This window comes from Bradyrhizobium sp. CSA207 (assembly GCF_029051685.1).
GTDB lineage: Bacteria > Pseudomonadota > Alphaproteobacteria > Rhizobiales > Xanthobacteraceae > Bradyrhizobium.
This window is the reverse complement of record NZ_JAACFT010000001.1, coordinates 1-24,170: the sequence shown is the minus strand read 5'-3', so window position 1 is coordinate 24,170 and position 24,170 is coordinate 1. Positions and strand designations below refer to the sequence as shown.

The 24,170-nt window shown below is 64.3% G+C and carries 20 protein-coding genes; 9 read left to right on the top strand and 11 right to left on the bottom strand.

Annotated elements, in window-relative coordinates; genetic code table 11:
- The gene (locus GWG65_RS00100) at positions 1–702 is read right to left on the bottom strand and encodes an isochorismatase family cysteine hydrolase (RefSeq protein WP_275193254.1); all 702 of its coding nucleotides are present in this window, start codon (positions 700–702) and stop codon (positions 1–3) included.
- Between the two features lie 545 nt (positions 703–1,247).
- On the opposite strand from GWG65_RS00100, the gene GWG65_RS00095 reads away from it, so the two are divergent.
- On the top strand, positions 1,248–4,724 hold the full coding sequence (locus GWG65_RS00095) for an indolepyruvate ferredoxin oxidoreductase family protein (RefSeq protein ID WP_275193253.1): 3,477 nt from the start codon (positions 1,248–1,250) through the stop codon (positions 4,722–4,724).
- Between the two features lie 346 nt (positions 4,725–5,070).
- Here the strand turns inward: GWG65_RS00095 and GWG65_RS00090 are convergent, their stop codons facing one another.
- The 3 genes from GWG65_RS00090 to GWG65_RS00080 form a co-directional block, all read right to left on the bottom strand.
- A complete protein-coding gene (locus GWG65_RS00090; RefSeq protein WP_275193252.1) occupies positions 5,071–6,090 on the bottom strand; it encodes a trypsin-like peptidase domain-containing protein in 1,020 nt (339 codons plus the stop codon).
- Positions 6,091–6,199: 109 nt separating this feature from the next.
- Positions 6,200–6,649, bottom strand: a complete 450-nt coding sequence (locus tag GWG65_RS00085) for a hypothetical protein (RefSeq protein WP_275193251.1) — start codon at positions 6,647–6,649, stop codon at positions 6,200–6,202.
- A gap of 363 nt (positions 6,650–7,012) precedes the next feature.
- Positions 7,013–8,611 carry a GMC family oxidoreductase gene (locus tag GWG65_RS00080; protein WP_275193250.1) on the bottom strand — a complete coding sequence of 533 codons (1,599 nt, stop codon included), beginning with the start codon at positions 8,609–8,611 and terminating at the stop codon, positions 7,013–7,015.
- A gap of 201 nt (positions 8,612–8,812) precedes the next feature.
- On the opposite strand from GWG65_RS00080, the gene GWG65_RS00075 reads away from it, so the two are divergent.
- Entirely contained in the window at positions 8,813–9,601 is a 789-nt protein-coding gene (locus GWG65_RS00075) for a thermonuclease family protein (RefSeq protein ID WP_275193249.1), read from the top strand.
- A 256-nt stretch (positions 9,602–9,857) separates the two neighbouring features.
- Here GWG65_RS00075 and cyoD read toward each other — a convergent pair whose 3' ends face one another.
- The 4 genes from cyoD to GWG65_RS00055 are packed head-to-tail and all read right to left on the bottom strand — an operon-like array spanning position 9,858 to position 13,705.
- A complete protein-coding gene (gene cyoD / locus GWG65_RS00070; protein ID WP_275193248.1) occupies positions 9,858–10,244 on the bottom strand; it encodes a cytochrome o ubiquinol oxidase subunit IV in 387 nt (128 codons plus the stop codon).
- Positions 10,241–10,882, bottom strand: a complete 642-nt coding sequence (locus GWG65_RS00065; protein ID WP_275193247.1) for a cytochrome (ubi)quinol oxidase subunit III — start codon at positions 10,880–10,882, stop codon at positions 10,241–10,243. Before GWG65_RS00065 ends, cyoD begins: the two co-directional genes overlap by 4 nt.
- Positions 10,882–12,882, bottom strand: coding sequence for a cytochrome o ubiquinol oxidase subunit I (cyoB, locus tag GWG65_RS00060; RefSeq protein ID WP_275193246.1), 2,001 nt, complete (start codon positions 12,880–12,882; stop codon positions 10,882–10,884). The genes GWG65_RS00065 and cyoB overlap by 1 nt, the downstream gene beginning before the upstream one ends.
- Positions 12,872–13,705 carry a cytochrome ubiquinol oxidase subunit II gene (locus tag GWG65_RS00055; RefSeq protein ID WP_275193245.1) on the bottom strand — a complete coding sequence of 278 codons (834 nt, stop codon included), beginning with the start codon at positions 13,703–13,705 and terminating at the stop codon, positions 12,872–12,874. Before GWG65_RS00055 ends, cyoB begins: the two co-directional genes overlap by 11 nt.
- 254 nt (positions 13,706–13,959) lie before the next feature.
- Between GWG65_RS00055 and GWG65_RS00050 the strand changes: the two genes are divergently transcribed.
- Positions 13,960–14,760 carry an SDR family NAD(P)-dependent oxidoreductase gene (locus GWG65_RS00050; RefSeq protein WP_275193244.1) on the top strand — a complete coding sequence of 267 codons (801 nt, stop codon included), beginning with the start codon at positions 13,960–13,962 and terminating at the stop codon, positions 14,758–14,760.
- Between the two features lie 198 nt (positions 14,761–14,958).
- Here the strand turns inward: GWG65_RS00050 and GWG65_RS00045 are convergent, their stop codons facing one another.
- Positions 14,959–16,266, bottom strand: a complete 1,308-nt coding sequence (locus GWG65_RS00045) for a sorbosone dehydrogenase family protein (protein WP_275193554.1) — start codon at positions 16,264–16,266, stop codon at positions 14,959–14,961.
- Positions 16,267–16,466: 200 nt separating this feature from the next.
- On the opposite strand from GWG65_RS00045, the gene GWG65_RS00040 reads away from it, so the two are divergent.
- Positions 16,467–17,660, top strand: coding sequence for a urate hydroxylase PuuD (locus tag GWG65_RS00040; protein ID WP_275193243.1), 1,194 nt, complete (start codon positions 16,467–16,469; stop codon positions 17,658–17,660).
- Positions 17,661–17,821: 161 nt separating this feature from the next.
- Complete coding sequence (locus GWG65_RS00035; protein ID WP_275193242.1) at positions 17,822–18,679, top strand: VOC family protein; 858 nt, start codon at positions 17,822–17,824, stop codon at positions 18,677–18,679.
- 14 nt (positions 18,680–18,693) lie between these two features.
- On the opposite strand, the gene GWG65_RS00030 is transcribed toward GWG65_RS00035, so the two are convergent.
- Complete coding sequence (locus GWG65_RS00030; RefSeq protein ID WP_275193241.1) at positions 18,694–19,719, bottom strand: L,D-transpeptidase family protein; 1,026 nt, start codon at positions 19,717–19,719, stop codon at positions 18,694–18,696.
- 186 nt (positions 19,720–19,905) lie between these two features.
- On the opposite strand from GWG65_RS00030, the gene GWG65_RS00025 reads away from it, so the two are divergent.
- Together GWG65_RS00025 and GWG65_RS00020 are read left to right on the top strand one after the other, a co-directional pair.
- Entirely contained in the window at positions 19,906–20,868 is a 963-nt protein-coding gene (locus GWG65_RS00025) for a lytic transglycosylase domain-containing protein (protein ID WP_275193240.1), read from the top strand.
- Between the two features lie 64 nt (positions 20,869–20,932).
- Positions 20,933–21,394: an NUDIX domain-containing protein gene (locus GWG65_RS00020; protein WP_275193239.1), complete on the top strand. Its 462-nt coding sequence runs from the start codon at positions 20,933–20,935 to the stop codon at positions 21,392–21,394.
- 38 nt (positions 21,395–21,432) lie between these two features.
- Here GWG65_RS00020 and GWG65_RS00015 read toward each other — a convergent pair whose 3' ends face one another.
- Positions 21,433–22,416 carry a tripartite tricarboxylate transporter substrate binding protein gene (locus tag GWG65_RS00015; RefSeq protein WP_275193238.1) on the bottom strand — a complete coding sequence of 328 codons (984 nt, stop codon included), beginning with the start codon at positions 22,414–22,416 and terminating at the stop codon, positions 21,433–21,435.
- Between the two features lie 445 nt (positions 22,417–22,861).
- Here GWG65_RS00015 and GWG65_RS00010 point away from each other — a divergent pair, with 445 nt between their 5' ends.
- Complete coding sequence (locus GWG65_RS00010; RefSeq protein WP_275193237.1) at positions 22,862–23,533, top strand: hypothetical protein; 672 nt, start codon at positions 22,862–22,864, stop codon at positions 23,531–23,533.
- Positions 23,530–23,808, top strand: coding sequence for an HGGxSTG domain-containing protein (locus tag GWG65_RS00005; RefSeq protein ID WP_342760622.1), 279 nt, complete (start codon positions 23,530–23,532; stop codon positions 23,806–23,808). The genes GWG65_RS00010 and GWG65_RS00005 overlap by 4 nt, the downstream gene beginning before the upstream one ends.
- The last annotated feature ends 362 nt before the right edge of the window (positions 23,809–24,170 follow it).

Below are 24,170 nucleotides of genomic sequence, written 5' to 3'. Positions count from 1 at the left end.
CTAAGCTGGTGTGGAAATCTTCAACGCCTCCAGTACTGCGGCCGAGTCCGTGACCCAGCCGAAGATGCCGCCCTGGGCCTTGATCATCTTCAGGCCCATCTCGTGAAATTCGGGGAAGTAGGACGCGCAGCCGTCCGAGATGACGACGCAGCGATAGCCGCGGTCATTGGCTTCGCGCACGGTGGTGTTGACGCACACCTCCGTCGTGACGCCGCACACCAGCAGATTCTCGATGCCGTATTTCTCCAGCACGTCCGTGAGCTCGGTGGCGTAGAACGCGCCCTTGCCGGGCTTGTCGATCACGACCTCGCTGTCGAGCGGATAGAGTTCAGGAATAATGTCGTGACCAGGCTCGCCGCGAATGAGAATGCGCCCCATCGGGCCGGGATCACCGATACGCAAGGACGGCGCGCCGCGCTCGACTTTCGCCGGCGGCGCGTCGGAAAGATCGGGCAAGTGGCCTTCGCGGGTATGGATCACCAGCATGCCGGTGTCGCGCGCCGCCTCGAGCAGCGCACCGATCGGCTTCACCGCGCGCGCGAGCTGGCTGACATCATTGCCGAGCGTCTCGCCGAAGCCGCCCGGCTCCATGAAATCGCGCTGCATGTCGATGATGAGGAGCGCGGTGCTGGCCCAGTCGAGCTTGATCGGCTCAGGCTCGGCGCTGATGACGCCGAGTGTCGGCTTGGCTGAGTTCAACATGACGCAGGCCCCGCGAGAACTCTCTCTAACGGGAGTTCTGCAAGCGCCATGCCATTGTGTACAATTGCAATTGGGCGCACGGCGCGGAGAAATTTGCTGCGTACTCAGAAACTTACGCCTGCAACCGATCGCTGCTTATTCCCTGTGCGACGGCTTTGCGGCGGGCATTTGCCTAGCGGATGAGCGGCGCTTTTGTCCTTTCCTCGTCATTCCGGGCGCGACAACGTCTCGAGCTATGATGCGCAATTGCGCATCTGAGAATCCATCGAGCCGCAATACGTGAGGTGAAATGGATTCCGGTCTCGACGCTCCGCGTCGCCCCGGAATGACGAACTCCTCTCTTCGGAAGGGAGACAAGGTGAACGACCACCTCGCGCTCGACTTCCTCCCGAGGAGCCATGACCAGCGGGAGCGCCACGGATGCGGCCAGTGATATTGACTTCACCGGCCCATGCTCTTGACTGCGACCAGATGCTTCGCAACCGGAATTCCTTCCCGCAGCGCACACCCCCTCGCCGACCCAAGAAAAACAGGGACTTTCGACAATGACGCTGATGCAGGTCGAGCTGGACGATAAATATCGGCTCGAATCGAAGCGGATCTTCCTGTCCGGCACGCAGGCGTTGGTTCGATTGCCCATGTTGCAGCGCGAACGCGATCGGCTTCAGGGGCTCAACACCGGCGGCTTCATCTCGGGCTATCGGGGCTCTCCACTCGGCATGTACGACCACGCGCTGTGGCGTGCGAAGTCGCACCTCGCACAGCACGACATCGCCTTCGTCCCCGGCCTGAACGAGGATTTGGCGGCGACCGCCGTCTGGGGCAGCCAGCAGGTCGGCCTGTTTCCCGGCGCCAAGGTCGATGGCGTGTTCGGCATCTGGTACGGCAAGGGCCCCGGGGTCGACCGCTCGGTCGATGCGCTCAAGTACGCCAACGCCGCCGGCACCTCGCGCAACGGCGGCGTGCTGGCGCTTGCCGGCGACGATCACGGCTGCCAGTCCTCGACGCTGGCGCACCAGAGCGAGCAGGTGTTTGCGGCAGCGCTGATCCCCGTGATCAATCCGGCCACGCTCCAGGATTACCTTGACCTCGGCCTCTACGGCTTCGCGCTGTCGCGCTTCTCCGGCTGCTGGGTCGGCTTCAAGGCCATCAGCGAGACCGTGGAGAGTTCGGCCTCGATCTACAGCGATCCCGAGCGCATCCAGATCAAGCTCCCCGACGATTTCGAGATGCCGCCCGGCGGCCTCAACATCCGCTGGCCCGATCCACCGCTTGATGCGGAGAGGCGCCTGTTCGGCCCGAAGATGGCCGCGGTGCAGGCTTTTGCGCGTGCCAACCAGCTCGACCGTATCGTGCTCGATTCAAAGCCCGCGCGGCTCGGCATTGTCGCCACCGGCAAGGCCTATCTCGACCTGCGCCAGGCGCTAGCCGATCTCGGCATCAGCGACAAGGACGCCCAAGATCTGGGATTGCGCATCTACAAGGTCGCGCTCACCTGGCCGCTGGAGGAGAGCGGGGCCAAGCGCTTCGCCGAAGGTCTCCAGGATGTGCTGGTTGTCGAGGAAAAGCGCGGCTTCATCGAAGACCAGCTGATGCGCATTCTCTACAACATCGATGCCTCGAAGCGTCCGACCGTCACGGGCAAGCGCGACGAGCGCGGCGCGCCGCTGCTGCCGAGCGAGGGCGAGTTGACGCCGACCATCGTTGCGTCCGCGCTGGTGGCGCGCTTGCGCAAGCTCGGTCATCACAGTCCGGTACTGGAGCAGCGGCTGGCGCGGCTCGAGGCATTCGATCATCCCGTCACCACCAGTGCGCCGATCAAGCTGGCGCGCACGCCGTTCTTCTGCTCGGGCTGCCCGCACAACAGCTCGACGAAAGTACCCGAGGGTAGCCGCGCCATGGCGGGCATCGGCTGCCACGGCATGGCCTTGAGCATGCCGACGCGCCGCACCGATTTGATCTCGCATATGGGCGCCGAGGGCGTGAACTGGATCGGGCAGTCGCCCTTCACCAGCGAGCAGCACATCTTCCAGAACCTCGGCGACGGCACCTACACCCATTCCGGACTGCTTGCGCTTCGTGCCGCGTCCGCAGCCGGGATCAACATCACCTACAAGATCCTCTACAACGATGCCGTCGCAATGACCGGCGGCCAGCCGGCCGAGGGCGGCTTCAACGTCGCGCAGATCGCGCACCAGGTCTGGGCCGAAGGCGTCAAGCGGCTGGCGATCGTCTCGGACGATCCGGGCAAGTACCCGCAAGGCAATTACTTCCCGCAAGGGGCGACCATCCATCACCGCCGCGAGCTCGACGCCGTGCAGCGCGAGCTGCGCGACATCAAGGGCCTCACGGTCATCATCTACGACCAGACCTGCGCGGCCGAGAAACGGCGCCGCCGCAAGCGCGGGCTCTATCCCGATCCGGCCAAACGCGCCTTCATCAACGAGCTGGTCTGCGAAGGCTGCGGCGACTGCTCGCAAGCCTCCAACTGCGTCTCGGTGCAGCCGCTAGAGACCGAGTTCGGCCGCAAGCGCCAGATCGACCAGTCGAACTGCAACAAGGACTTTTCCTGCGTCGAGGGCTTTTGCCCGAGCTTCGTCACCGTGCATGGCGGCACGCTGAAGCGGATCAAGACGTCGGCGGTCGATTCCGGGCAATTGTTCGCCGACCTGCCGCTGCCGCCCGCGCGCGAGCTGGACGCCCCCTACAACATCCTCGTCACCGGCATCGGCGGCACCGGCGTCATCACCATCGGCGCGCTGCTCGGCATGGCCGCCCATGTCGACGGCCGCGGCTGCTCGGCGCTGGATTTCACCGGCCTGTCGCAGAAGAACGGTGCGGTGATGAGCCACGTGCGCATCGCCCAGAGGCCGGAGGATATTTCGGCGGTCCGCATCGCCACCGGCGGCGCCGACGTGATTCTCGGCTGCGACATGATCGTCTCGGCAGGTCCCTCCGCGCTCAGCCGCGCCGAGCGCGGCGTGACCAAGGCCTACATCAACGCCGACCTGCAGCCGACCGCGAGCTTCGTGCAGAACCCCGATCTCGATTTCGAGATGGGCACGATGCAGACCGTGCTGCACGACGCGATCGGCGACAAGAACCTCGACATCATCGACGCCACGGGCATTGCCGCAGCCCTGATGGGCGACTCGATTGCGACCAATCCCTTCATGCTCGGCTTTGCCTTCCAGAAGGGCGCGATCCCACTGTCGCTGGAGGCCCTGCTCCGCGCCATCGAGATCAACGGCGCCGCGATCGAGATGAACAAGCTCGCCTTCAACTGGGGGCGCGTGGCCGCCCACGACATGTCGCGAGTGCGCAGCGTGCTCCAGTTCAAGAGCCGGACTTCCGCCCCCACGAAGTCGCTCGACGACGTCATTGCCACGCGCGCGGAGTTCTTGACAGGCTATCAGGACAAAGCCTACGCCGAGCGCTACCTTGCGGCCATCGCCAGTGTGCGGAAGGCGGAGAGCGCCGCTTCGCCGAGCTCCACCGAACTGACTGAAGCCGTGGCGAAGAACCTCTTCAAGCTGATGTCCTACAAGGACGAGTACGAGGTCGCGCGGCTCTACACCGACGGCAGCTTTGCCAAGAAGGTGTCGGAGAAGTTCGACGGCGATTTTTCGCTGAAGTTCTATTTGGCACCGCCGATCTTTGCGCAGCGTGACAAGACGACCGGGCATCTCCAGAAAAAGGAATTTGGCGGCTGGATGATCCACGCCTTCCGCGTTCTCGCCAGGCTCAAGTTCCTGCGCGGCACCGCGCTCGATCCGTTCGGGCGCACCGAGGAGCGCAGGACCGAGCGAAAGCTGGTCGAGGATTATCTGGCGATGATCGATCAGCGGATCGCCGGGCTGAAGCCAGCTCAGATCCCGTTGCTGACAAGGCTTGCGCGCGTACCGGAGACGATCCGCGGCTTCGGCCACGTCAAGGAAGCCAACATCAAGCGGGCCGCCGCCGAGAAGGCGCGGCTTGAGGCCGAGTTGGAGAACAGCCGCTTTGCGGCCGCGGCGGAGTAGTGGATAGGGCGCGAGCCCTCTTCTCGTCATTGCGAGGAGCCCTTGCGACGAAGCAATCCAGAATCCCTCCGCGGAGACGGCCTGGATTGCTTCGCTACGCTCGCAATGACGAGTTTGCGGGACGAGCGTGCCACGCTCTTATCTGTCATCGCCCGGCTTGACCGGGCGATCCAGTACGCCGCAGCGGCTGTTCTGGATCGCGCTGCCTCTGGAATACTGGATGCCCCGCTTTCGCGGAGCATGACAGCGGAAAGCATGGTTAGGCCGAGGCCGACACGCCGCCGTTCACCTCTCCCTACGGGAGAGGTGAACCTGCGTTCTTGGCTTGCACCGAGCCGGCCAAAATTCAGCGCGCCGGCTTGCGCTCGACCGGATCGATGTCGATCGCGCGCAGGCGGCCGAGCCGCAGAACGTCCATCGCGAGCCGCCGGCCGATGCGGTCGCGGTCGAGCACGCGGATCAGATCGTCGACGCCGTTGATCTCGACGCCGTCGAGCCTGATCACGACGTCGCCGGGCAGCAGCCCCGCCTTTGCGGCCGGCCCGTCCGGCTCGATCTGGGCGAGCAGCGCGCCCATCTTGTTCTCGACGCCGGCCAGCACCGCGTGCCGCCGCGGGATCGGCGCGGTCTGCCCGGCGACGCCGATATAGGCGCGGCGGACATAGCCGTGGCGGATGATCTCCGACAGCACGAATTGCGCGGTATTGCTGGCGACCGCGAAGCAGATGCCTTGCGCGCCGCTGATGATGGCGGTGTTGATGCCGACCACCTCCGCATTCGACGACACCAGCGGCCCGCCGGAATTTCCGGGATTGAGCGCGGCATCGGTCTGGATCACGTCCTCGATGGTGCGTCCGCTCACCGAACGGATCGAGCGCCCGAGCGCCGAGACCACGCCGGCCGTCACGGTCGATTCGAAACCGAGCGGATTGCCGATCGCGATCACGAGCTGGCCGCGCCGCAGGCTCTTGGAGTTGCCGAGCGCGGCATAGGGCAAGTCGCGCACGCCGTTGGCGCGCAGCAGCGCGAGGTCCGTATCAGGGTCGACCCCGAGCACCCGGGCATCGCCGACATGGCCTTCGACATCGCGCAGCCGGATCTCCTTGGAGGCGCCGACCACATGGCTGTTGGTGAGCACGAGGCCGTCCGGCGAGATCACGATGCCCGAGCCGAGCCCGCCGCGCTCGCGGCCGTTCGGCACCTTCGGCCCGGTCTCGACGCGCACGACGGCAGCGCCGACGCGATCGGTGACGTCGATCACGGCATTGGAATAAGCATCCAGCAGCGCCCGGTCATTCTCCGGGGCAGCCGCCGTCGTTCGCGATGACGATCCGTCGTCGGCGATGTCTGAGGTAAAATCCAGCATGGCAAGAGTCCTTGAGGCTCACACAGATGGTGGCCTGTTCGCTCTCGCGCAAGTGGCCCAGCTTGGGGCGCAAAGCTGGGCTGCCGAGTCTGGGGCCAAGTCTGGGCTGCTACGGTGCCCTTCTCAGGCTAACAGGCCTTGCCCTGACCGGATCGAGCAAGGACCAATCGCCGTCTTCCAGCACGTGCCCCTTGGGGAACGGCGCGCGCGGTTCGAGCCCGAGTGAGCGCAGCACGCGGTCGTCGCGGTAGTAGCATTGCAGCACGACGCGGACGAGCGTTGCGGCCGCGGCCCCACCAGTTGATCGGAACTGCTCGGCGACGCCATCGCGTGCGGCGGGCTCGAGGTTCGCCAGCGGTATCCCGGCGAGCCGGGCAAGATAATCCAGCGCTGCCACCACCAACTTGGCGTCGCGGCCGAGCGTGGCGAGGATGTCGGCCTGGATGATGTCGTCATCGGCGCCAGGCACGCGGTATTCCTCGCTCGCCGGAACGATCATCGCGGCAATGGTGCGCAGGTCCTGGCGCTGCCGCGGCGTGAGCGTGAGCTGATCAGTCATGGCGTCCTCTTCCCAATCTCCGTGCCGCGTTGCAGGTGTGCTCCCTCTCCCCGCAGGCGGCAGGGCAATCGCATATGGCACTTGGGAGGCCATGAAAGTGCTCGGCCTGCATGGTTCGAGACGCCCGCTTTGGCGGGCTCCTCACCATGAGGGTCTAAGATTTCGCCGCGAAACAAGACCTCATCCTGAGGAGCCCGCCAAAGTGGGCGTCTCGAAGGATCGGCCACAAGCAAACCGCACACCGACTTCTTTTTCATATGCGATCACCCTGCGCTTGCGGGGGAGGGTTGGGGTGCCTCCCCAAATCTCCCGCAAGCGGGAGAGGTGCACCGAGTGCGCGGTTAGGTTTGAGCATAATCATTCTCAATCGAACAAGTTGGCGAGGCGCTGCTTCATCTGGTCGGCGACGTAGAGCGCGACGGCCTGGATGGTCGAGGTCGGGTTGACCCCGCCCGAGGTGACGAAGACGCTGCCGTCGACGATGAAGAGATTTTTCACGTCGTGCGAGCGGCCCCATTCATTGACCACGGAGGTTTCAGGATCGATGCCCATCCGTGCCGTGCCGAGTAGATGCCAGCCACCCCACGGGATCGGCGAATTGATGCAGATGTCGGTGGCGCCTGCCGTCTCAAGAACCTCCCGGCCGCGGGCCAGCGCATGCTCCATCATCTTCCGGCTGTTCTCGCTGATCGTGTAGTCGATCTTCGGCGCGGGAATGCCGTGGCTGTCCTTGAGAACGGGATCGAGCGTGACGCGATTGTGCTCCTCCGGCAAATCCTCGCAGATCGCGGAAAATCCGAGCCGATGGCCGTTGAGCTTGCGGAACTCGCGGTGATGATCGGCGCCCCACGGCAGGATGCCCTTCTGCTCGCTGACGACGGCCTCGAACACCGGCCCGGCGCCGCGCACGAACTGAACGCCATAGCCCCGCACGAAACCGCGCGACAGATCCGTGTCGTACCACTCCTTGCTCCACAGGCAGGTCGGCGGCGCGCGGTTGCTATCGGTCGGCTCCTTCACATAACCGTAGATCTGCACATAGGGATGGAACATCAGGTTCTTGCCGACCAGGCCGGACGAGTTGGCAAGGCCGTTCGGGAAGCGGCCGGACGCGGAGTTCAAAAGCAGCCGCGGCGTTCCGACGCCGTTGCAGGCGATGATGACGACATGCGCCGGCTGAAACTGTTCGACGCCATCCTTGTCGTAATAGACCACGCCCGAAGCCATACCGTTCTCGTCGGTCGTGATCTCGCGCACCCGGCAATGGGTGCGAAGCTCGACGCCGGCGCGGATCGCATGCGGCCAATAGGTGATGTCGGTCGAGGATTTCGCGCCCTGCGCGCAGGCCGGCGTGCAATGGCCGAGATTGATGCAGCGCGCCCGGCCCTCATAGTCCATCGTCGCGACCGTGGTGTCTGACGGCCACCAATGCCAGCCGAGCTTGTTCATGGCCTTGCCGATGATCGCACCGGACAAGCCTAGCGGCTGCTGCGGCATCGGCGGATGCGTCAGCGGCGACAGCGGATCGCCCGACAGGCCGGACGTGCCCATCATCCGGTCGTTCTCCTCGAAGAACGGCGTCAGCGCGTCGTAGTCGATCGGCCAGTCGTCGGCGACGCCGTCGAGCGTCTTGACCTTGAAGTCGGAGGGATGCAGCCGCGGCCAGTGCGCGGTGTACATCACCGTCGAGCCGCCGACCGCATTGTAATTGACGACTTTGATCGGCGAATTGTCGTCGTTGATCGGATAGTCCTCGGGCCGGCCGCGGATGTTCGGGCTGGACGACCACTCGCCGTAGAACTTGGCTTCCCAGTCCCGCCCCGTGCTGGGATATTCCGCCGGGTTCATCCAGCCGCCCTGCTCCAGGCAGAGAATGTGCATCTTGGTCTCGGCCAGCGACCACGCGACCGCGGCGCCAGAAGCGCCGGCGCCGATGATCAGGACGTCCACGGGGTCTTTCATCGCAACCTTATCCTCCCGCCCTCGCCACTTCCCGCGCGATTCGGCCATCACGGCACGCAGGCTGGCGCAGACGATAAGATCAGAGCGAGCGGCGAGTAAAGCCGCGGGCCCGGAATGTCGCACTTCGCAGGGCGCAGACCATTGGTATCGCCATATCCGGATGCTAGGAAAGGAGGAAAGAGCAATCGATAGCGAGACCGTATGTCCTTGAAGAATTCCATTGCCGCCGCCCGTGCTTTCGCGCTTGTTTTGTTTCTTGCTCTGTCCGGATTTTTGGCCTGCTCAGGGCCAGGGTTCGCGTTGACCGCGGCTGCGACCGTCCGGGACGCCAATTCCATCCAGCTTGGCGACGTCACATACCGGCTCGACGGGGTGGACGCGCCGGAGCTGGACCAGGTTTGCATCGACGATCACGCCGATGCCTGGACCTGCGGCGTCGACGCGCGCGACCAGCTGACGAAGCTGATCGGCGGACGTCCGGTGCGCTGCGACGATGTTGGGCCGGAGAAGAGCTTCGGCAAGCGCCACCGCGCCATCTGCACCGCCGAGGGCGACAAGGTCACACTGAACGAGCATTTGGTCCGGCTCGGCTTTGCGATTGCGCGGGAGCCGATCAAGGCCAACGTCAAGTCGGCAGCTGCCGAAGCCAAGACGGCCTCGGCCGGCATCTGGAAGGGCTGCTTTGTTGCACCGCAAGAATTCCGCACCGGCAAGAAGGACGGCCCTCTCCTGGGCACCGCCTGCCGCGCCGACCGCGACAAGGAGATTCGCGCGGCGCTTTTTCCGGACGAGCTGACGATGCCGCCGAGCTGCAGCATCAAGGGCAAGCTCGCGGTGCGGGCGCGGGTCACCGGCAATATCGGCATCTATCATCTGCGGGGCTGCCCGAGCTACCCCGCAACAACGAAGCCGGACCGCTGGTTCTGCTCGGAGGACGACGCCCAGGCCGCCGGCTTCCGCAAGGCGTATAACTGCCGCCGGCCGAAGTGAACGTCCGGGTGGAGCTCCGCGTGAGGAAATCCATCACGCAGCCGTGAGCGGTATCGGGAGACAGTATTGATCCGGAATTGAACTCTGTCGGGAGTGGTTGCATTTGGAAGGTGCGGTAGCGCCATGCGCTATCGATTCCTTGGCAGCAATCCGGCTTCGGCCCGATTGTCCTTGCTTGGGCGTTTCCTCCCTAGACTTGGCCGCTTGTCACCGACAAGCGGCTCTTCTTTATGGAACGGGCTGCCCTCGGCCTCTCTCACTGCATTCGCATGATCTGGTCCATCGGCGGCATGTTCGCATTCAGGTGCGACATGATCCAGACGGAGCCACCAACCACGAGGAACACGATCAGGAGACCGAAGGCCAGCGCCAGCACGTTGTTGGTGTTATCCGGTCCAGTCGTGATGTGCAGGAAGAACACCAGATGCACGCCCATCTGCGCGATCGCCAGCACGATCAGTGCCACGGGGATGGAAGGCTGCCAGACCAGATCGGTGCCAGCGATGAAGAACGACGTCGCCGTCAGCAGCAGAGCCAAAACGAGGCCGACGACGTAGCCGAGGATCCGTTCGCCGACGCTGTGTTGCTCTTCCTCGCCCGGTGCGAGGTCACGTTCGGTCCGCACATACGTCTGATCGCTCATGCGCCACCTCCAAGCAAGTAGACGACGGAGAAGATCGCGACCCAGATGATGTCGAGTGCGTGCCAGAACAGCGCAAAGCACACCATTCGCCGCAATATGTCGGCACGAAAGCCTTTTGCGAACACCTGCGCCATCATGGTGAGGAGCCACAGCACGCCGGCGGAGACGTGCAGGCCGTGGCAGCCGACCAGTGAGAAGAACGCGGTGAGGAAGGCGCTGCGCGACGGGCCGTAGCCGCGCGCGACGAGGCCGGCGAATTCGCGGAACTCGATCGCCAGGAATATTAGCCCCAGCACGCATGTCACGGCCATGCCGAGATAGAACCAGAACCGGTTGCGCACGTCGGCCGCAATGCTGGCCATGCCGCAGGTGAAGCTCGACAGCAGCAGGCAGACCGTCTCGATCGCAACGTTCCTCTGCTCGAAGATCTCCGAGCCTTTCGGGCCGCCGGCGGTCTGGCCGGACAGCACGGCATAGGCCGCGAAGAAGCAGGAGAACATCACGATGTCGGAGAGCAGGAAGATCCAGAAGCCGTAGGCCGTCACGATCCGCTTCGGCGCAGGTCCCGGATGCTCGATGACGAGGCCGATGTGATGGGGATCGGCGTGGGCGTAGCCGACGGCTGCGGTCATCGACATCAGGTTGCTCCCGCCATGCTGACGAGGCTGCGCCGCTCCTCGAGATTGATGCGGTCGATCCGCGCGACCTCCGCGGCCGTGATGACGTATTCATCGTGGTCGCGCCAGGCGAAAACGACAAAGGTCGCGAACGCGCCGATGCCGCCCAGGATCACCATCCACCAGATGTGCCAGATCAGCGCAAAGCCCATGATGCTGGCGAAGAACGCGCAGACGAAGCCGGTCGGCGAATTCCGCGGCATCTCGATGTCATGATATTCGCGCTCTTCATGCTCGAGCGATTGCTGCCGGGCATGGATCTTTATATCCCAATAGGCGTCCTCGCCGCGCACATCGGGATCGAACGCGAAATTGAACACTGGCGGCGGCGACGCGGTTGCCCATTCCAGCGAACGTCCATCCCAGGGATCGCCGGTGCGGTCGCGCAACGCCTCGCGGTTGCGGATGCTGACGACGAGCTGCAAGATCTGGCAGATGACGCCGATGGTCAGTATCGCCATGCCAACAGCCGCAACCAGCATCCAGGGTCGCCACGCGGCAACATCGTAGTGCTGCATGCGCCGCGTCATACCGAGCATGCCGGCGATGTAGAGCGGGATGAAGGTGACGTAGAAACCTGTGAAGGTGAACCAGAACGCGGCCTTGCCCCAGCGCTCCTCGAGGCGAAAGCCGAACGCCTTCGGAAACCAGTATTCGAAGCCGGCAAAGGCGCCGAACAGCACGCCGCCGATGATGACGTTGTGGAAGTGCGCCACCAGGAACATGCTGTTGTGGAGCATGAAGTCTGCCGGCGGCACCGCGACCAGCACGCCGGTCAGCCCGCCGATGATGAAGGTGACCATGAAGCCGACCGACCACAGCATCGGCGTCTCAAAGCGGATGCGGCCGCCATACATCGTGAACAGCCAGTTGTATATCTTCACGCCGGTCGGTATCGCGATGATCATGCTTGCGATGCCGAAGATGGCGTTGACGTCGGGACCCGCGCCCATCGTAAAAAAATGATGCAGCCAGACCATGAAGGAGATGACGCAGATCGCCATGGTGGCGAGCACCATCGAGCGATAGCCGAACAGCGCCTTGCCGGAAAACGTCGAGACCACCTCGGAGAAGATGCCGAAGGCAGGCAGCACCAGAATGTAGACCTCGGGGTGCCCCCAGGCCCAGATCAGGTTCATGAACATCATGACGTTGCCGCCGGCTTCGTTGGTGAAGAAGTGGAAGCCGAGGTAGCGGTCGAGCAGCAGCATCGCCAGCGTCGCGGTGAGGATCGGGAACGCGGCGACGATCAGCAGGTTCGAGGCCAGCGTGGTCCAGCAGAACATCGGCATGCGCAGATAGTTCATGCCCCTGGTGCGCAGCTTCAGCACGGTGGTGACGAGGTTGATGCCGGCGACCAGCGTGCCGACGCCGGAAATCTCGAGCGACCAGGCGTAATAGTCGACGCCGACGCCTGGCGAGTAGGACAACTCCGACAGCGGGGGAAAGGCGAGCCAGCCTGTGCGTGCGAATTCGCCGATCACCAGCGAGAGATTGACCAGCAGCGCGCCGGTCGCGGTCAGCCAGAAACCGACCGAATTGAGCGTCGGGAAAGCGACGTCGCGTACGCCGAGCTGCAGCGGCACGATCAGGTTCATCAACCCGATCACGAACGGCATCGCCACGAAGAAGATCATGATGGTGCCGTGGGCCGAGAAGATCTGGTTGTAGTGCTCCGGCGGAAGATAGCCCTGCGACTGGTAGGCGATCGCCTGCTGGATCCGCATCATGATGGCGTCGCTGCCGCCGCGCAGCAGCATCACCGAGGCCAGCAGGATGTACATCACCCCAATGCGCTTGTGATCGACGCTGGTGATCCATTCGTGCCAGAGATAGGGCAGATGCCCTTTCACCACGACCCAGACCAGCACGGCGAGGATCGCGACCAGCACCACGGCGCCTGCGATCAGCGGGATCGGCTGGTCGAACGGGATCGCCGACCAATCGAGCTTACCGAGCATCGTGGCCTCCACTCTGCGACCGGCCGGCCTCGGACAACAGCTCCGGGCCCGGCCCTGGCGGAACGTGCTGGGTCGCGATCAGGTCGAATAGCCGGGGATCATCCAGACGATAGGTCGGCCTGCCCTTCTCGACCCCCTGTTGCATCAGCTTCTTGTAGCTGTCCTCGTTCAGCACGGCATCGGTCTTCGCCGTGGTCGCCACCCAATCCGGAAAGGCAAGCGGCGAGATCACGTTGACGTCGAACATCATGTCGGGAAAGCCGTCGCCGGAGAAATGCGCCGACAGTCCCTGGAGCTTGCCCTCATTGTCGGCACGCAGGTTCAGCTTCGTCACCATGCCGTTCATGGTGTAGATCATGCTGCCGAGCTGCGGGATGAAGAACGTGTTCATCACGCTCGACGAGGTCAGCTGGAAATTCAGCTCGGCGCCGGCCGGCACCGTCAGCATATTCACGGTGGCGATACGCTGATCCGGATAGATGAAGAGCCATTTCCAGTCGAGCGAGACGGCCTGGATGCGGACCGGGCTGCCGGTGCCCGGCACGGGGGCTGCTGGATCGAGCTGATGCGAGCCGATCCAGGCGACGCCGCCGAGCAGGATAACTGTGAGCGCCGGGATCGCCCACACCACCATCTCCACGCGCCCGGAATAGACGAAATCCGGCTGAAAGCGTGCGCGCGGATTGGAGGCGCGAAACCAGAACGCGAACGCCAGGATCGCTATGATCGTCGGCACCACGATCGCCAGCATGATGAAGACGGAGTCGACCAGGATGGTGCTGTTGGCGGCAGCAACAGGCCCTTGCGGATCGAGCAGATTCATCGGCAAGCCACTGGCGATTGGGAAGCCCCGGGGAGAGCGTAACGCGAAAAATGCCCCGGCAGCAAACGCGGTCGTTTGAGGACGGTTCCTGCGCAGCAGCAAGCCTTTGCGTGTGCACACGCTTTTCTCGGGGGCAACGGAGCCATGCATGTTCGGCGGGACGGCGTTCGCCGAACGCCACCACTCACCGACCAATCGCTCTTCTGCTCCGCTTAGCGCGTGCTATCGTAATGAAAAAGCAGGGAGAAAACGTCATGCGTCTAGCCGACAAGATTGCCATCGTGGTCGGCGCCGGCCAGAGCCCCGGCGAAGGCATGGGCAACGGCCGCGCCACCGCGCTGACCTTCGCGCGCGAGGGCGCCAAGGTGCTTTGCGTCGATCATCATCTCGAGTCCGCACAGGAAACTGTTGCGATGATCACCGCGAGCCAAGGAACCGCCGCAGCCTTCAAGGCCGACGTGACCAACTCTGCCGATATCAGGGCGATGGTGGCCAACGCGAAAGCGCGCTGGCGCCGGATCGACGTACTGCACAACAATGTCGGCGTGAGCCTGTCCGGCGGCGACGCCGAGCTGCTTCAGCTGACCGAGGAAGCGTTCGAGCGCGTCGTCGCCATCAATTTGAAGAGCTGCATTTTCGCCGCGAAAGAGGTGATCCCGATCATGCGTGCACAGAACAGCGGCGCGATCATCAACATCTCCTCGATGGCGGCGATCACGACCTATCCCTACGTCGCCTACAAGGCGACGAAATCGGCGATGATCGCCTTCACCGAGCAGCTCGCCTATCAGAACGCAGAATACGGCATTCGCGCCAACGTCATCTTGCCGGGCCTGATGAACACGCCGATGGCTGTCGACACCCGCGCCCGCGAATGGCACAAGACCCGCGCCGAGGTCGAAGCCGAACGCGACAGCAAGGTGCCGCTGCGAAAGAAGATGGGCACCGCCTGGGACGTTGCGAACGCCGCGCTGTTCTTGGCGTCGGATGAAGCGAACTTCATCACCGGCGTGACGTTGCCGGTGGATGGCGGGGCCAGTGTGAGACGGGGGTAGCTCGGCGAGTACAGTCTTTTTCCCTTCTCCCCTTGTGGGAGAAGGTGGCGCGAAGCGCCGGATGAGGGGTTGCTTCAGCGAACTCAAGCGACAGTTAGACTCGCGGAGAGGACCCCTCACCCGTCTCGCCGCTTCGCGGCGAGCCACCCTCTCCCACAAGGGGCGAGGGTGCACCTTCGCCGCGGCGCGATTCTTGTTCTAATGCGTCACCCGCCAGATCGTGCCGTTGCCGTCTTCCGAGATCAGCAGTGCGCCGTCCTTTGCCACAGCGACTCCGACCGGGCGCCCCCACACCTCCCTGTCGTTCACGACGAACCCCGTGACAAAATCCTCGTATTCTCCGGTCGGCTTGGCATCCTTCATCCGGATGCGGATCACCTTGTAGCCGGTGCGCTTCGAACGGTTCCAGGAGCCGTGCTCGGCAGCGAAGGCGTCGCCCCGATACTCGGATGGAAATTGCGTGCCCTGATAGAAGGCCATGCCGAGCGAAGCCGAGTGCGATTGCACCAGCACGTCCGGCACGGTCACCTTGTCCTTCAGGTCCGGCCGCTCGCCGGCGTGGCGCGGGTCCTCGTTGCCGCCGATGTAGAACCACGGCCAGCCGTAGAACGCACCCTCCTTCACACGGGTCACATAGTCGGGCACGAGATCGTCGCCGAGCCCGTCGCGCTCGTTGGTCGAGCACCAGGGCAGCCCCGTCTGCGGCTGGATCGCAAGGCCGACACAGTTGCGGATGCCGGTGGCGTAGAGTTTGCGGTCCTTGCCGTCGGGAGCGAAGGCAAGCACGGCGGCGCGCTCGGCCTCGTAGCCCCAGGATGCGCCGAGTGGCTGCGCCTTCGACCACGCCTCGAGCCCGCCGGGCGGATTGCCCATGCCATCGCCGGCATTGCCGGCCGATCCCACCGACACCAGCATGCGCTTGTCGTCGGGCGTGAAGACGATGTCGCGGGTGGAGTGGCCCGATCCAGCCGGCAGGCTCGCAACCACCGTCTCCGCCTTGACCGACGCCTTGAGGTCGCCGACGCGATAGGGAAAGCGGACGACGCTGCCGGTATTGGCGACGTAAAGCCATTGCGGAGCGTCGCCGTTCGGAAAGAACGCCATGCCGAAGGGACGATTGAGTCCGGTGGCATAGATTTCGTTGGTTGCGATCTTCGCGCCGCCCTCCTCGAGCCGCAGCACGCGAATGCGCCCTGCTCCGGTCTCGGCAACAAAAATGTCGCCATTCGGCGCGACGCGGAGCACGCGCGGGCTGGACAGGCCTTCAGCCAGCAGCTCGATCGTGAAGCCCTGCGGCACCTGCGGCATGGCGCTGCCGCGCGCCACAACGCGCGTCGCATTGGCGACCGACGGCGAGGCGCCGGGCTTGGGCAGGTCCTGCGGGCGGATCAGCCTGACGACACCGGGCTTGTCGGCCTGCCAACTGCCGAACGCATCCTTGCCCTGCAGCACGGGCTCGGCCTGCGCGCCGGCGCAGACCGATAGCATCCATGCAGCCAGCGTCATATGCGACACATGTATCTTCACGGCGTCTTCCTTCCGGTCTTGTCTGCCAAATCCCACGTCAGCTCATGCCCGCACGATGTGCAACAGCGCGCGGGCATCGTACTGGAAAATAACGTGGATCGGTGCGACACATTGTAAGGGCACGGCCGCCGGCTGCGGTCATCAAAGCTGCGGCAGATGTCGCGATTGATGGGGTGATCATGTGGGGATCGATCGTATCGGAATGGGCCAGCCTGCTGCTGCGCTGGCTGCATGTCGTAGCGGCGATCGGCTGGATCGGCAGTTCGTTCTACTTCATCCATCTCGATCTCAGCCTGAAGCCGAACGCCGACCTGCCGGATGGCGTGCAGGGCGAAGCCTGGCAGGTCCATGGCGGCGGCTTCTACCGGATCATGAAATATCTGGTGGCGCCAAGCCAGATGCCGGAGGAACTGACCTGGTTCAAATGGGAGGCCTACACCACCTGGCTGTCCGGCTTCGCGCTGATGGTGGTGGTCTATTATCTCGAGGCCGACCTGTTCCTGGTCGACAAGTCGATTCTCGATCTGACGCCGGCCCAGGCCGGGCTCTTCAGCTTCTCAAGTCTGGCGCTGGCGTGGCTGCTCTATGAGGTCGCCTGCCGCACCGGGCTGGCCCAGCGCGAACTCGGCTTTGCCATCGGCGGCTACCTGTTCCTGGTCGCACTCACGTTCGCCTTCACGCACGTCCTGAGCGGCCGCGGCGCCTTCAACCAGATCGCGGCAATCATCGGCACCATCATGGTCGCCAATGTCTTCGCGGTGATCATCCCGAACCAAAAGAAGATCGTGGCTGCCCTGATCGCCGGACAGGCCCCCGATCCGAAACTCGGCAAGACCAGCAAGGAGCGCTCGGTCCACAACAACTATCTGACATTGCCGGTGGTCGTGCTGATGATCAGCAACCACTATCCGCTGCTCTACGCCACCCGCTTCAACTGGATCATCGTCGCGATCATCCTGGCACTCGGCCCCGTGATCCGCCATTTCTTCAACGAGCGGCATGCCGGACGCAAGTCGCCATGGTGGGTGTGGGGCGTGGCCGCGGCGGGCACGATCGCGATCCTCTTCCTCTCCGCCGCCGGTCCGCGCGATGTGAAGACGGGGGCGCTATCGGCACAGCCCACGTTCGCCAATGTCGAGGAGATCGTGACGTCCCGCTGCAGCATGTGCCACGCGGCCGAGCCGGTCTGGGCCGGCGTCGTCACCGCGCCGAAGGGCATCCTGCTCGACGGTCCCGAGAGCATTCACCGCAATCTCCGCCTGATCGGCCGCGTGGCAGCATGGTCCAATGCGATGCCGCCGGGCAATATCACGGAGATGACCGGCGAGGAGCGCGCCGTCCTCGCCGCCTATATCGGCGAGCAGGCGCGCTGACGCCATCGACCGCAGCGTGTCGATAGCGCATTTCGCGGAACGAAATTCCGCTTCTCCTGGCGATTTCAAAATGACTTGAGCGTCCATCCATCGTACACAGGACGTGCTACGGTCGTTGGTGCGATCGTCAGCTCAGTTTGAAGCATGCCGGGGAAATCACAGTGGCCCTCAAGAACGTCATCGGTATCGACCACGCCGTGGTCATGGTGAAGGACCTGGACAAGGCCGCCGAGAATTACAGGCAGCTCGGCTTCACCCTGTCGCCGCGCGGCACCCACAGCGCGCATATGGGTACCGGCAACTACACCATCATGTTCGACCCGGACTATATGGAGCTGCTCGGCGTGCTGGCGGCGACCGAGTCCAATGCGCCCGCGCGCGCCTTCCTCGACAAGCACGGCGAGGGCATCGAGCGCATCGCGTTCACCGCGGTCGATTCCGCCGCCGGCGCGGAGGAGATCCGCGCGCGCGGCCTGGTGCCGATCGGCCCCACCGATTTCGAACGGCCGGTCACGCTGCCGAACGGCACGGTGTCGGCGGCAAAATTCCGCACCTTCATGTGGCCGACCGCGGAGGCGCCGGGCGGCGTGCGCATTTTTGCCTGCCAGCACAAGACCCGCGACACCGTGTGGATTCCCGAGTTGATGAAGCACGCCAATGCGGCCAGGCGGATCAAGCAAACGCTGATCGCAACGCCCGAGCCGGCGAAGGAGGCTGCGCATCTTGCACGCCTGATCGACCGCGAGCCCAAAGCAGAGGCCGACGGCGCGGTCACCGTGCCCTCCGGCGGCGATCGCGCCGACTTCGTCTATCTGACGCTGGACCAGCTCGCAAAGCGCTATCCCGGCGTGCCGCTTGCAGGCCTGTCCGAGCGCGGCGGCGCTGCGCTGGTGCTCGTCAGCGGCGATCTCGCGGCGACCGAGAAGGCGCTCGGCCCGGCCGGCGTGCGTAGCGGGACTGCGATCTGCGTGCCGCCGGTCAAGGCCAACGGCACCCTGCTCGCCTTCATTGCCGGCTGATTTGAACCAATTCTTTAACGTGTGTTTACCCGGCGGCTCTTTCGCTTCGACGAGGATTCTGTCGGCGCATCGAGGAAGACGACCGGCGTGCCGCGCTTGACGTTTTCGCCCAACGTGCGGGCGTCCCAATTCGTCAGCCTGATGCAGCCGTGGGAGGCCGACTTGCTGACCCTGTCGGGCTCCGCTGTCCCGTGGATGCCGTAGCCCTGCGCAGACAGGCCGATCCAGTACGATCCCACCGGATTGTTCGGACCCGGCTTGACGTCGAACGGCTTCCTCGATTTGACGCCCGCGAACTTGTAGTCGGGATTGTAGTGATAGGTCGGCCTGTCGTTGGTCGAGGTGACCTGGAGCGTCCCGGTCGGCGTGGGACGATCGGGGCTGCCGATTGAGGCCGGATAAAACGCGACGAGACGATCGGCTCCGTCAAACGCCTTCAGCGTCGCGCTTCTCTTGTCGATCTCGATCCGCCCAATGCGCGGCAGCTCCCGCCGTGACGGAACATTCGCAACGGCGACCGTCTCTCCGACCTTGTCGAAAGCTTTGCCGGGATTGAGGGCCTTGAGCAGATCTCCGCTCATGTGGAATTTCTCGGCAAGCCCTTCGAGAGGGCTGGTGTAGCTCAGCGCCTTCAGCGATTTCATCTCCTCGAGCCTGGGCGGCAGCTCCTTCAGGAATGGTCCCTTCACGTCCGCGTCGGTGATCTTGTAGTCGACGACGATGGGACCTTCGCTCGCGGCATTCAGCCTGTCCCACAGCTCGGGCGCGATTTCCTTGTCTGCGGCGATGCCATTCTGCCCGGCAAATGCCTTCAGCGCCTTTTGTGCATTCTCGCCGAACTTGCCGTCGATCTCGCCGGGCGAGAATTGCGCGCGATCGAGCAGGATCTGAAGCTTCACCACCGCTGCGCTGACCTTGTCGGTGGCGGGCTGCTTTGCGGGACGCGCAGCCTCGTTCACCGCTGCCGCGTCGAGATTGCCTGCGACCGCCGGCACGATCAGCGACAGAAGAGCCACCACTGCGAACATCCAACGCATCATCTGCACGCGTCCCAATTCGCAAAATCATCCGCAAACGTCCGGAGAGTTTCTCTTCGGGAACACCGTAGTAACACCGGCGGAACCGATGAGATCGCAGCTTTGCCGCAATCGCAGGGTTAAGAACTCCTTATCGTCATCGTCGGCGCATCGCCGGCAGTTCACCCACAGTTCGAGGTTCTCCACGCAATGCGATTTGTCGTCGCGGCTTGCGCCGCGTTTTTGATTCTGATGTGCGACCTCGATCCGTCGGCGTCGCGACAAACACCAACTTTCAACAACGCCCCTGTTCTGAACAATCGAGCCTCCCCACTTGTTCCGGTCGTCGAGCTCTTCCTCGCGAGCGTGCGGGCTATCGAGCTGGCCAACGCACGCGCCTCCTATGAGGAGATGGCCGAGCCGCCGCGCGCGATCGAACCCGCCGCACCAGTCCCGGCCTCACCGACTGAAGAGTTCTGCCACGCACTCAAGGAGGCAGCCGAGGCCAGCGGCATTCCGGTGCCGTTCTTCGCCCGCCTGATATGGCAGGAGAGCCGCTTTCGCTCCAACGAGGTCAGTGGCGCCGGCGCACAGGGCGTCGCGCAGTTCATGCCGGGGACGGCCGCGGAGGTCGGGCTCGATGATCCCTTCGATCCGATGAAGGCCTTGCCGGCATCGGCAAAGTTTTTGCGCAAGCTGCGCGATGATTTCGGCAATCTCGGCCTTGCCGCAGCCGCCTATAACGCGGGCCCGGGCCGGATCCAGAAATGGCTTGCCAAAGAAAGCAGACTGCCGCGCGAGACGCGCGACTATGTCCGGATCATCACCGGCACCAAGGCGGAGGACTGGATCGAGCGCTCGCAGGCGCTTGCGATCCGGATCGACCTGCCGCGCGAAGCTCCCTGCGAAGGCGTCGGCAGCCTCTCCAAGACCAAGGACGTCGCCTGGGTTCAGGTCAACCTGACACCTAACGTCACCACGATCATCCGCAAGGCCGAGGAGCTGGCGGCGCGTTCGACGGCGAACCGTGCGCGCAAGCGGTTTGCATCCTTGCTCCGGAAAAATGCCTCGGCTCATGGCAAGGTGCGCAATATGATGGCCGCGCGCGCGGCCGCAAAGAGCGCCAAGGCTCGCGCGATCCGCCTCGCATCGCACGAGCGATCCTCGAGTTGATGCGCAGATCGGAAAGCCGCTGCTGCAGCCGCGCCGGATCGTTATGGACGCCGGGGAGCTTGCGATGCCATCGAAGAGTGCTGGAGTCCTCGCCTATCGGATGCGGCCGGATATCGAGGTCCTGCTCGTGCATCCCGGCGGGCCGTTCTGGCGCAACAAGGATCTCGGCGCATGGTCGATCCCGAAAGGCGAGTACGCCGACGGACAGGACCCTGAGGCCACTGCGCGGCGTGAGTTTGCCGAGGAGCTTGGTCTGGAGCTGACGGACCCGCTGATTGGGCTGGGTCAGGTCAGGCAACGCGGCGGCAAGATCGTCAGCGCCTTCGCTGTCGAGCTCGACATCGATACGCGCAGCATTCGCAGCAACACGTTCGAGATGGAATGGCCGCCGCGCAGCGGCAAGCGACAGAGCTTTCCCGAGGTCGATCGCGCTGAATTCTTCGCCCTCGATGAGGCAGCCAAGAAGATCAACGAAGGCCAACGTCCGCTGCTCGGCCGGCTGGCGCAGCTGGTTCGCGGCCGCTAGCGAGAGAGGACCGCAAAGGCCCGCGGCCTGGTCGCGCCTCAATCGGACTTGATGTTCGCCGCCGCCACCACCTCGGCTAGCTCCTTCGTCTCCTTCGCGATCTTCGCGGCATACTCGGCCGGGCTGAGCACGCTCACCACGCCCTGCGAGCCGAGCCGGTCCTGCGCCACCGGATCGCTCGCCGCCGCCACGATCTCCCGGTGCAGCGTCTCCAGGATCGGCCTGGGCGTCGCCTTCGGCATGAAGAAGCCGACCCAGAACGAGAGGTCGAAGCCGGGATAGCCGGCTTCCGCGACCGTCGGCACATCCGGCAGCGACGGCAGCCGCTCGGCCGACGACACCGCGAGCGCCCGCAGCTTTCCGGCCTTTACCAGCGGCACGGCGGAGAGCGGATCGAACACCGCCAACACCTCCTGCGCGAGGATGCCGACCTCGGAGGCCGCGCCGCCGCGATAAGGCACGTGGATCATCTTGATGCCGGCCTTCTGGCCGAGCAGCTCCATGGCGAGATGGGCAAGGTTGCCGTTGCCGCCGGAACCATAGGCGAGTTCGCCCGGCCGGGCCTTCGCCGCGGCGACGAGATCGGCCACGGTCTTGATGTCAGCGGTCTTGGGGTTTTCCGGATTGACCACAAGCACCAGCGGCGCCGAGACCACGGTGGTGAGCGGCGCGAAGTCGCTGACCGGATCGTAGCGGATATCCCTGAACAGCGTCTTGTTGAGCGTGATCGTGGAGGAGTTGCAGGCCAGCATGGTGTAGCCGTCCGCTTCCGCACGCGCCACGCCCTCGGCTGCGATCATGCCGTTGGCGCCGGCGCGGTTCTCGACCACGAAGGGCTGCCCGAGCTTGTTGCCGAGCCGGTCGCCGATGATGCGAGCGACCACGTCGACCGGACCGCCCGCGCTGAAGCCGACCATGATCTTGACCGGGCGCACCGGGTATTTTGCTGCATCGGCCTGCGCCACCAGCGTCGAGGCGCACAGTGTGGCGACGGTTGCCAGCAGGCGAAGCGTATGTTGCATTGGTTTCTCCCCGGACCTCGGCGCCGCTTTTGTGCATGCTTTGATGCGGCGTGTTCGCCGATCATGATGATCGGCCTGGTCGATTTCCGCAATCGTGTTTCCACGCAGGCCAATTCCGTCGCGCGGCAAGTGAGAGCGGGCGTCCAAACAAAAGACGCGAAAACAACCCCATGCACAGTAGCCGACGCTTGTCAGAACAAGGACTTGCACGGGGACAAGGATTTGCAGGGAAGGATACGCGCGCCGCAACGCCGTTTGACTCGTCGGGCAAAACACCGGCAGAATGGCATCATCGCGAGAGTCCGTCAGCGCCTGCCCACCCGGCCCGGCGCTTCGACAGCACCTCAGCGAAACACCCGACATCTCAACATCGAACGACGCGCCACAGCGAGCGGTTTGATCTGCACGCATCGCGTCCGCGCGTCTGCACCAAAGGACACAGCCCATGACGACATCTGCGAACCACAACCCGACGGCATCGATCGCCACAAACAATCACGCCGCCCTCGCCGCGAGCCCGCGGGTCAGGCTCTCCCGACGGAGGATCAGGATCGACCATCCCGACCCGCGCGCCGGCGAGCGGCTGCTGGCCGACGCACTCGGCGCCGTCGACCGCGATGCGCTGGATGGCCTGCTCAAGCAATTGGTGAAGGCCAGCGTGATCGGGCAAAAGCCCGACGAGGCCAATCTCGCCTTCATGATCTCGATGATGAAGAGCATCGGCCCGCGCGATTCCATCGAGGCCATGCTGGCCGCGCAGATGGTGTGCGTGCACGTGGCGGCGATGCGCTCCGCCTTTCGCCTCGCCTGCACCGACGACATTGCGCAGCAGGAGAGCCTCACCCGCGCATTGGGCCGCCTGGCCCGCATTTATCCGGCCCAGATCGAGGCGCTCAGCCGCTATCGCGACAACGGCGAGCGCAAGATCACGGTGCAGAACCTGTCGGTGCAGGACGGCGGCAGCGCCATCGTCGGCAACGTCACGCAGCATGCAAACGTGATCGTGTCGGAGCCGGGCCTCGCCAAAGCAACAATGGATGCAGGGCCGATTCAGGCAGCCAAGGCCGGCGAAGCGCACCACCGACACATCGACTCAGTACAGGACGCCACCGCATGAGCAGCAGCCACGCCCGCAACACCGCGGCGATGCGCGCGAGCCCGCGCTGCGGGGCGAGGACCCGTGACGGCGGCGCGTGTTGCGCGCCAGCGGTGCACGGCAAGACGCGCTGCCGGATGCATGGCGGCGCGGCGAGATGCGGCGCGCCGAGAGGAAACCGGAATGCGCGGAAGGATGGCCGCTTCAGCAGAGATGCGGTCGCCGAGCGAAGGGCAGTTCGCGCGCTCCTCGGCGAGACATGGGACCTGCTGCGAGAGCTCAATTCCGGTGAGTGAGGGGCGTAGGCAGAGCTTCGCTCTGCTGACGATAGTGCCCTTGAACGCATTATAGACCGTATAAAATGCCCTTAAGAGCAGTTCACTGATCGAGTTTGGGTCATTCGCGCCGATTGTCCCGCGGTCTTCCCGATGTCCGGTCTAGCCTCGACTGCCGACGAGCCGGACACGGTGGCAATGTTCGCCTTCGGGCCCAGGCCGTGTGAAAACGTTCTGTTTCCGGTGATTCGCGCGATAGGATTCCCTGCACTTGCGGGGACGTCCAATGAAGCGCTTTGTTGAAGGGGTGGATCGCGGGCAGAGCATGCTGTTTCCGGCATCGCTCGATGACTATGTGACCGTGGATAATCCAGTGCGAGCGG

Coding starts and splice junctions, on each gene's coding strand:
- GWG65_RS00090 (WP_275193252.1), bottom strand. CDS start 6,090: ATGCTGGATTTTACCTCAGACATCGCCGACGACGGATCGTCATCGCGA.
- GWG65_RS00075 (WP_275193249.1), top strand. CDS start 8,813: ATGTCCTTGAAGAATTCCATTGCCGCCGCCCGTGCTTTCGCGCTTGTT.
- GWG65_RS00040 (WP_275193243.1), top strand. CDS start 16,467: ATGTGGGGATCGATCGTATCGGAATGGGCCAGCCTGCTGCTGCGCTGG.
- GWG65_RS00085 (WP_275193251.1), bottom strand. CDS start 6,649: ATGACTGATCAGCTCACGCTCACGCCGCGGCAGCGCCAGGACCTGCGC.
- GWG65_RS00065 (WP_275193247.1), bottom strand. CDS start 10,882: ATGTCGATGACCGCAGCCGTCGGCTACGCCCACGCCGATCCCCATCAC.
- GWG65_RS00095 (WP_275193253.1), top strand. CDS start 1,248: ATGACGCTGATGCAGGTCGAGCTGGACGATAAATATCGGCTCGAATCG.
- GWG65_RS00005 (WP_342760622.1), top strand. CDS start 23,530: ATGAGCAGCAGCCACGCCCGCAACACCGCGGCGATGCGCGCGAGCCCG.
- GWG65_RS00080 (WP_275193250.1), bottom strand. CDS start 8,611: ATGAAAGACCCCGTGGACGTCCTGATCATCGGCGCCGGCGCTTCTGGC.
- GWG65_RS00020 (WP_275193239.1), top strand. CDS start 20,933: ATGCCATCGAAGAGTGCTGGAGTCCTCGCCTATCGGATGCGGCCGGAT.
- GWG65_RS00030 (WP_275193241.1), bottom strand. CDS start 19,719: ATGATGCGTTGGATGTTCGCAGTGGTGGCTCTTCTGTCGCTGATCGTG.
- cyoD (WP_275193248.1), bottom strand. CDS start 10,244: ATGAGCGATCAGACGTATGTGCGGACCGAACGTGACCTCGCACCGGGC.
- GWG65_RS00025 (WP_275193240.1), top strand. CDS start 19,906: ATGCGATTTGTCGTCGCGGCTTGCGCCGCGTTTTTGATTCTGATGTGC.
- cyoB (WP_275193246.1), bottom strand. CDS start 12,882: ATGCTCGGTAAGCTCGATTGGTCGGCGATCCCGTTCGACCAGCCGATC.
- GWG65_RS00050 (WP_275193244.1), top strand. CDS start 13,960: ATGCGTCTAGCCGACAAGATTGCCATCGTGGTCGGCGCCGGCCAGAGC.
- GWG65_RS00045 (WP_275193554.1), bottom strand. CDS start 16,266: ATGACGCTGGCTGCATGGATGCTATCGGTCTGCGCCGGCGCGCAGGCC.
- GWG65_RS00010 (WP_275193237.1), top strand. CDS start 22,862: ATGACGACATCTGCGAACCACAACCCGACGGCATCGATCGCCACAAAC.
- GWG65_RS00100 (WP_275193254.1), bottom strand. CDS start 702: ATGTTGAACTCAGCCAAGCCGACACTCGGCGTCATCAGCGCCGAGCCT.
- GWG65_RS00055 (WP_275193245.1), bottom strand. CDS start 13,705: ATGAATCTGCTCGATCCGCAAGGGCCTGTTGCTGCCGCCAACAGCACC.
- GWG65_RS00015 (WP_275193238.1), bottom strand. CDS start 22,416: ATGCAACATACGCTTCGCCTGCTGGCAACCGTCGCCACACTGTGCGCC.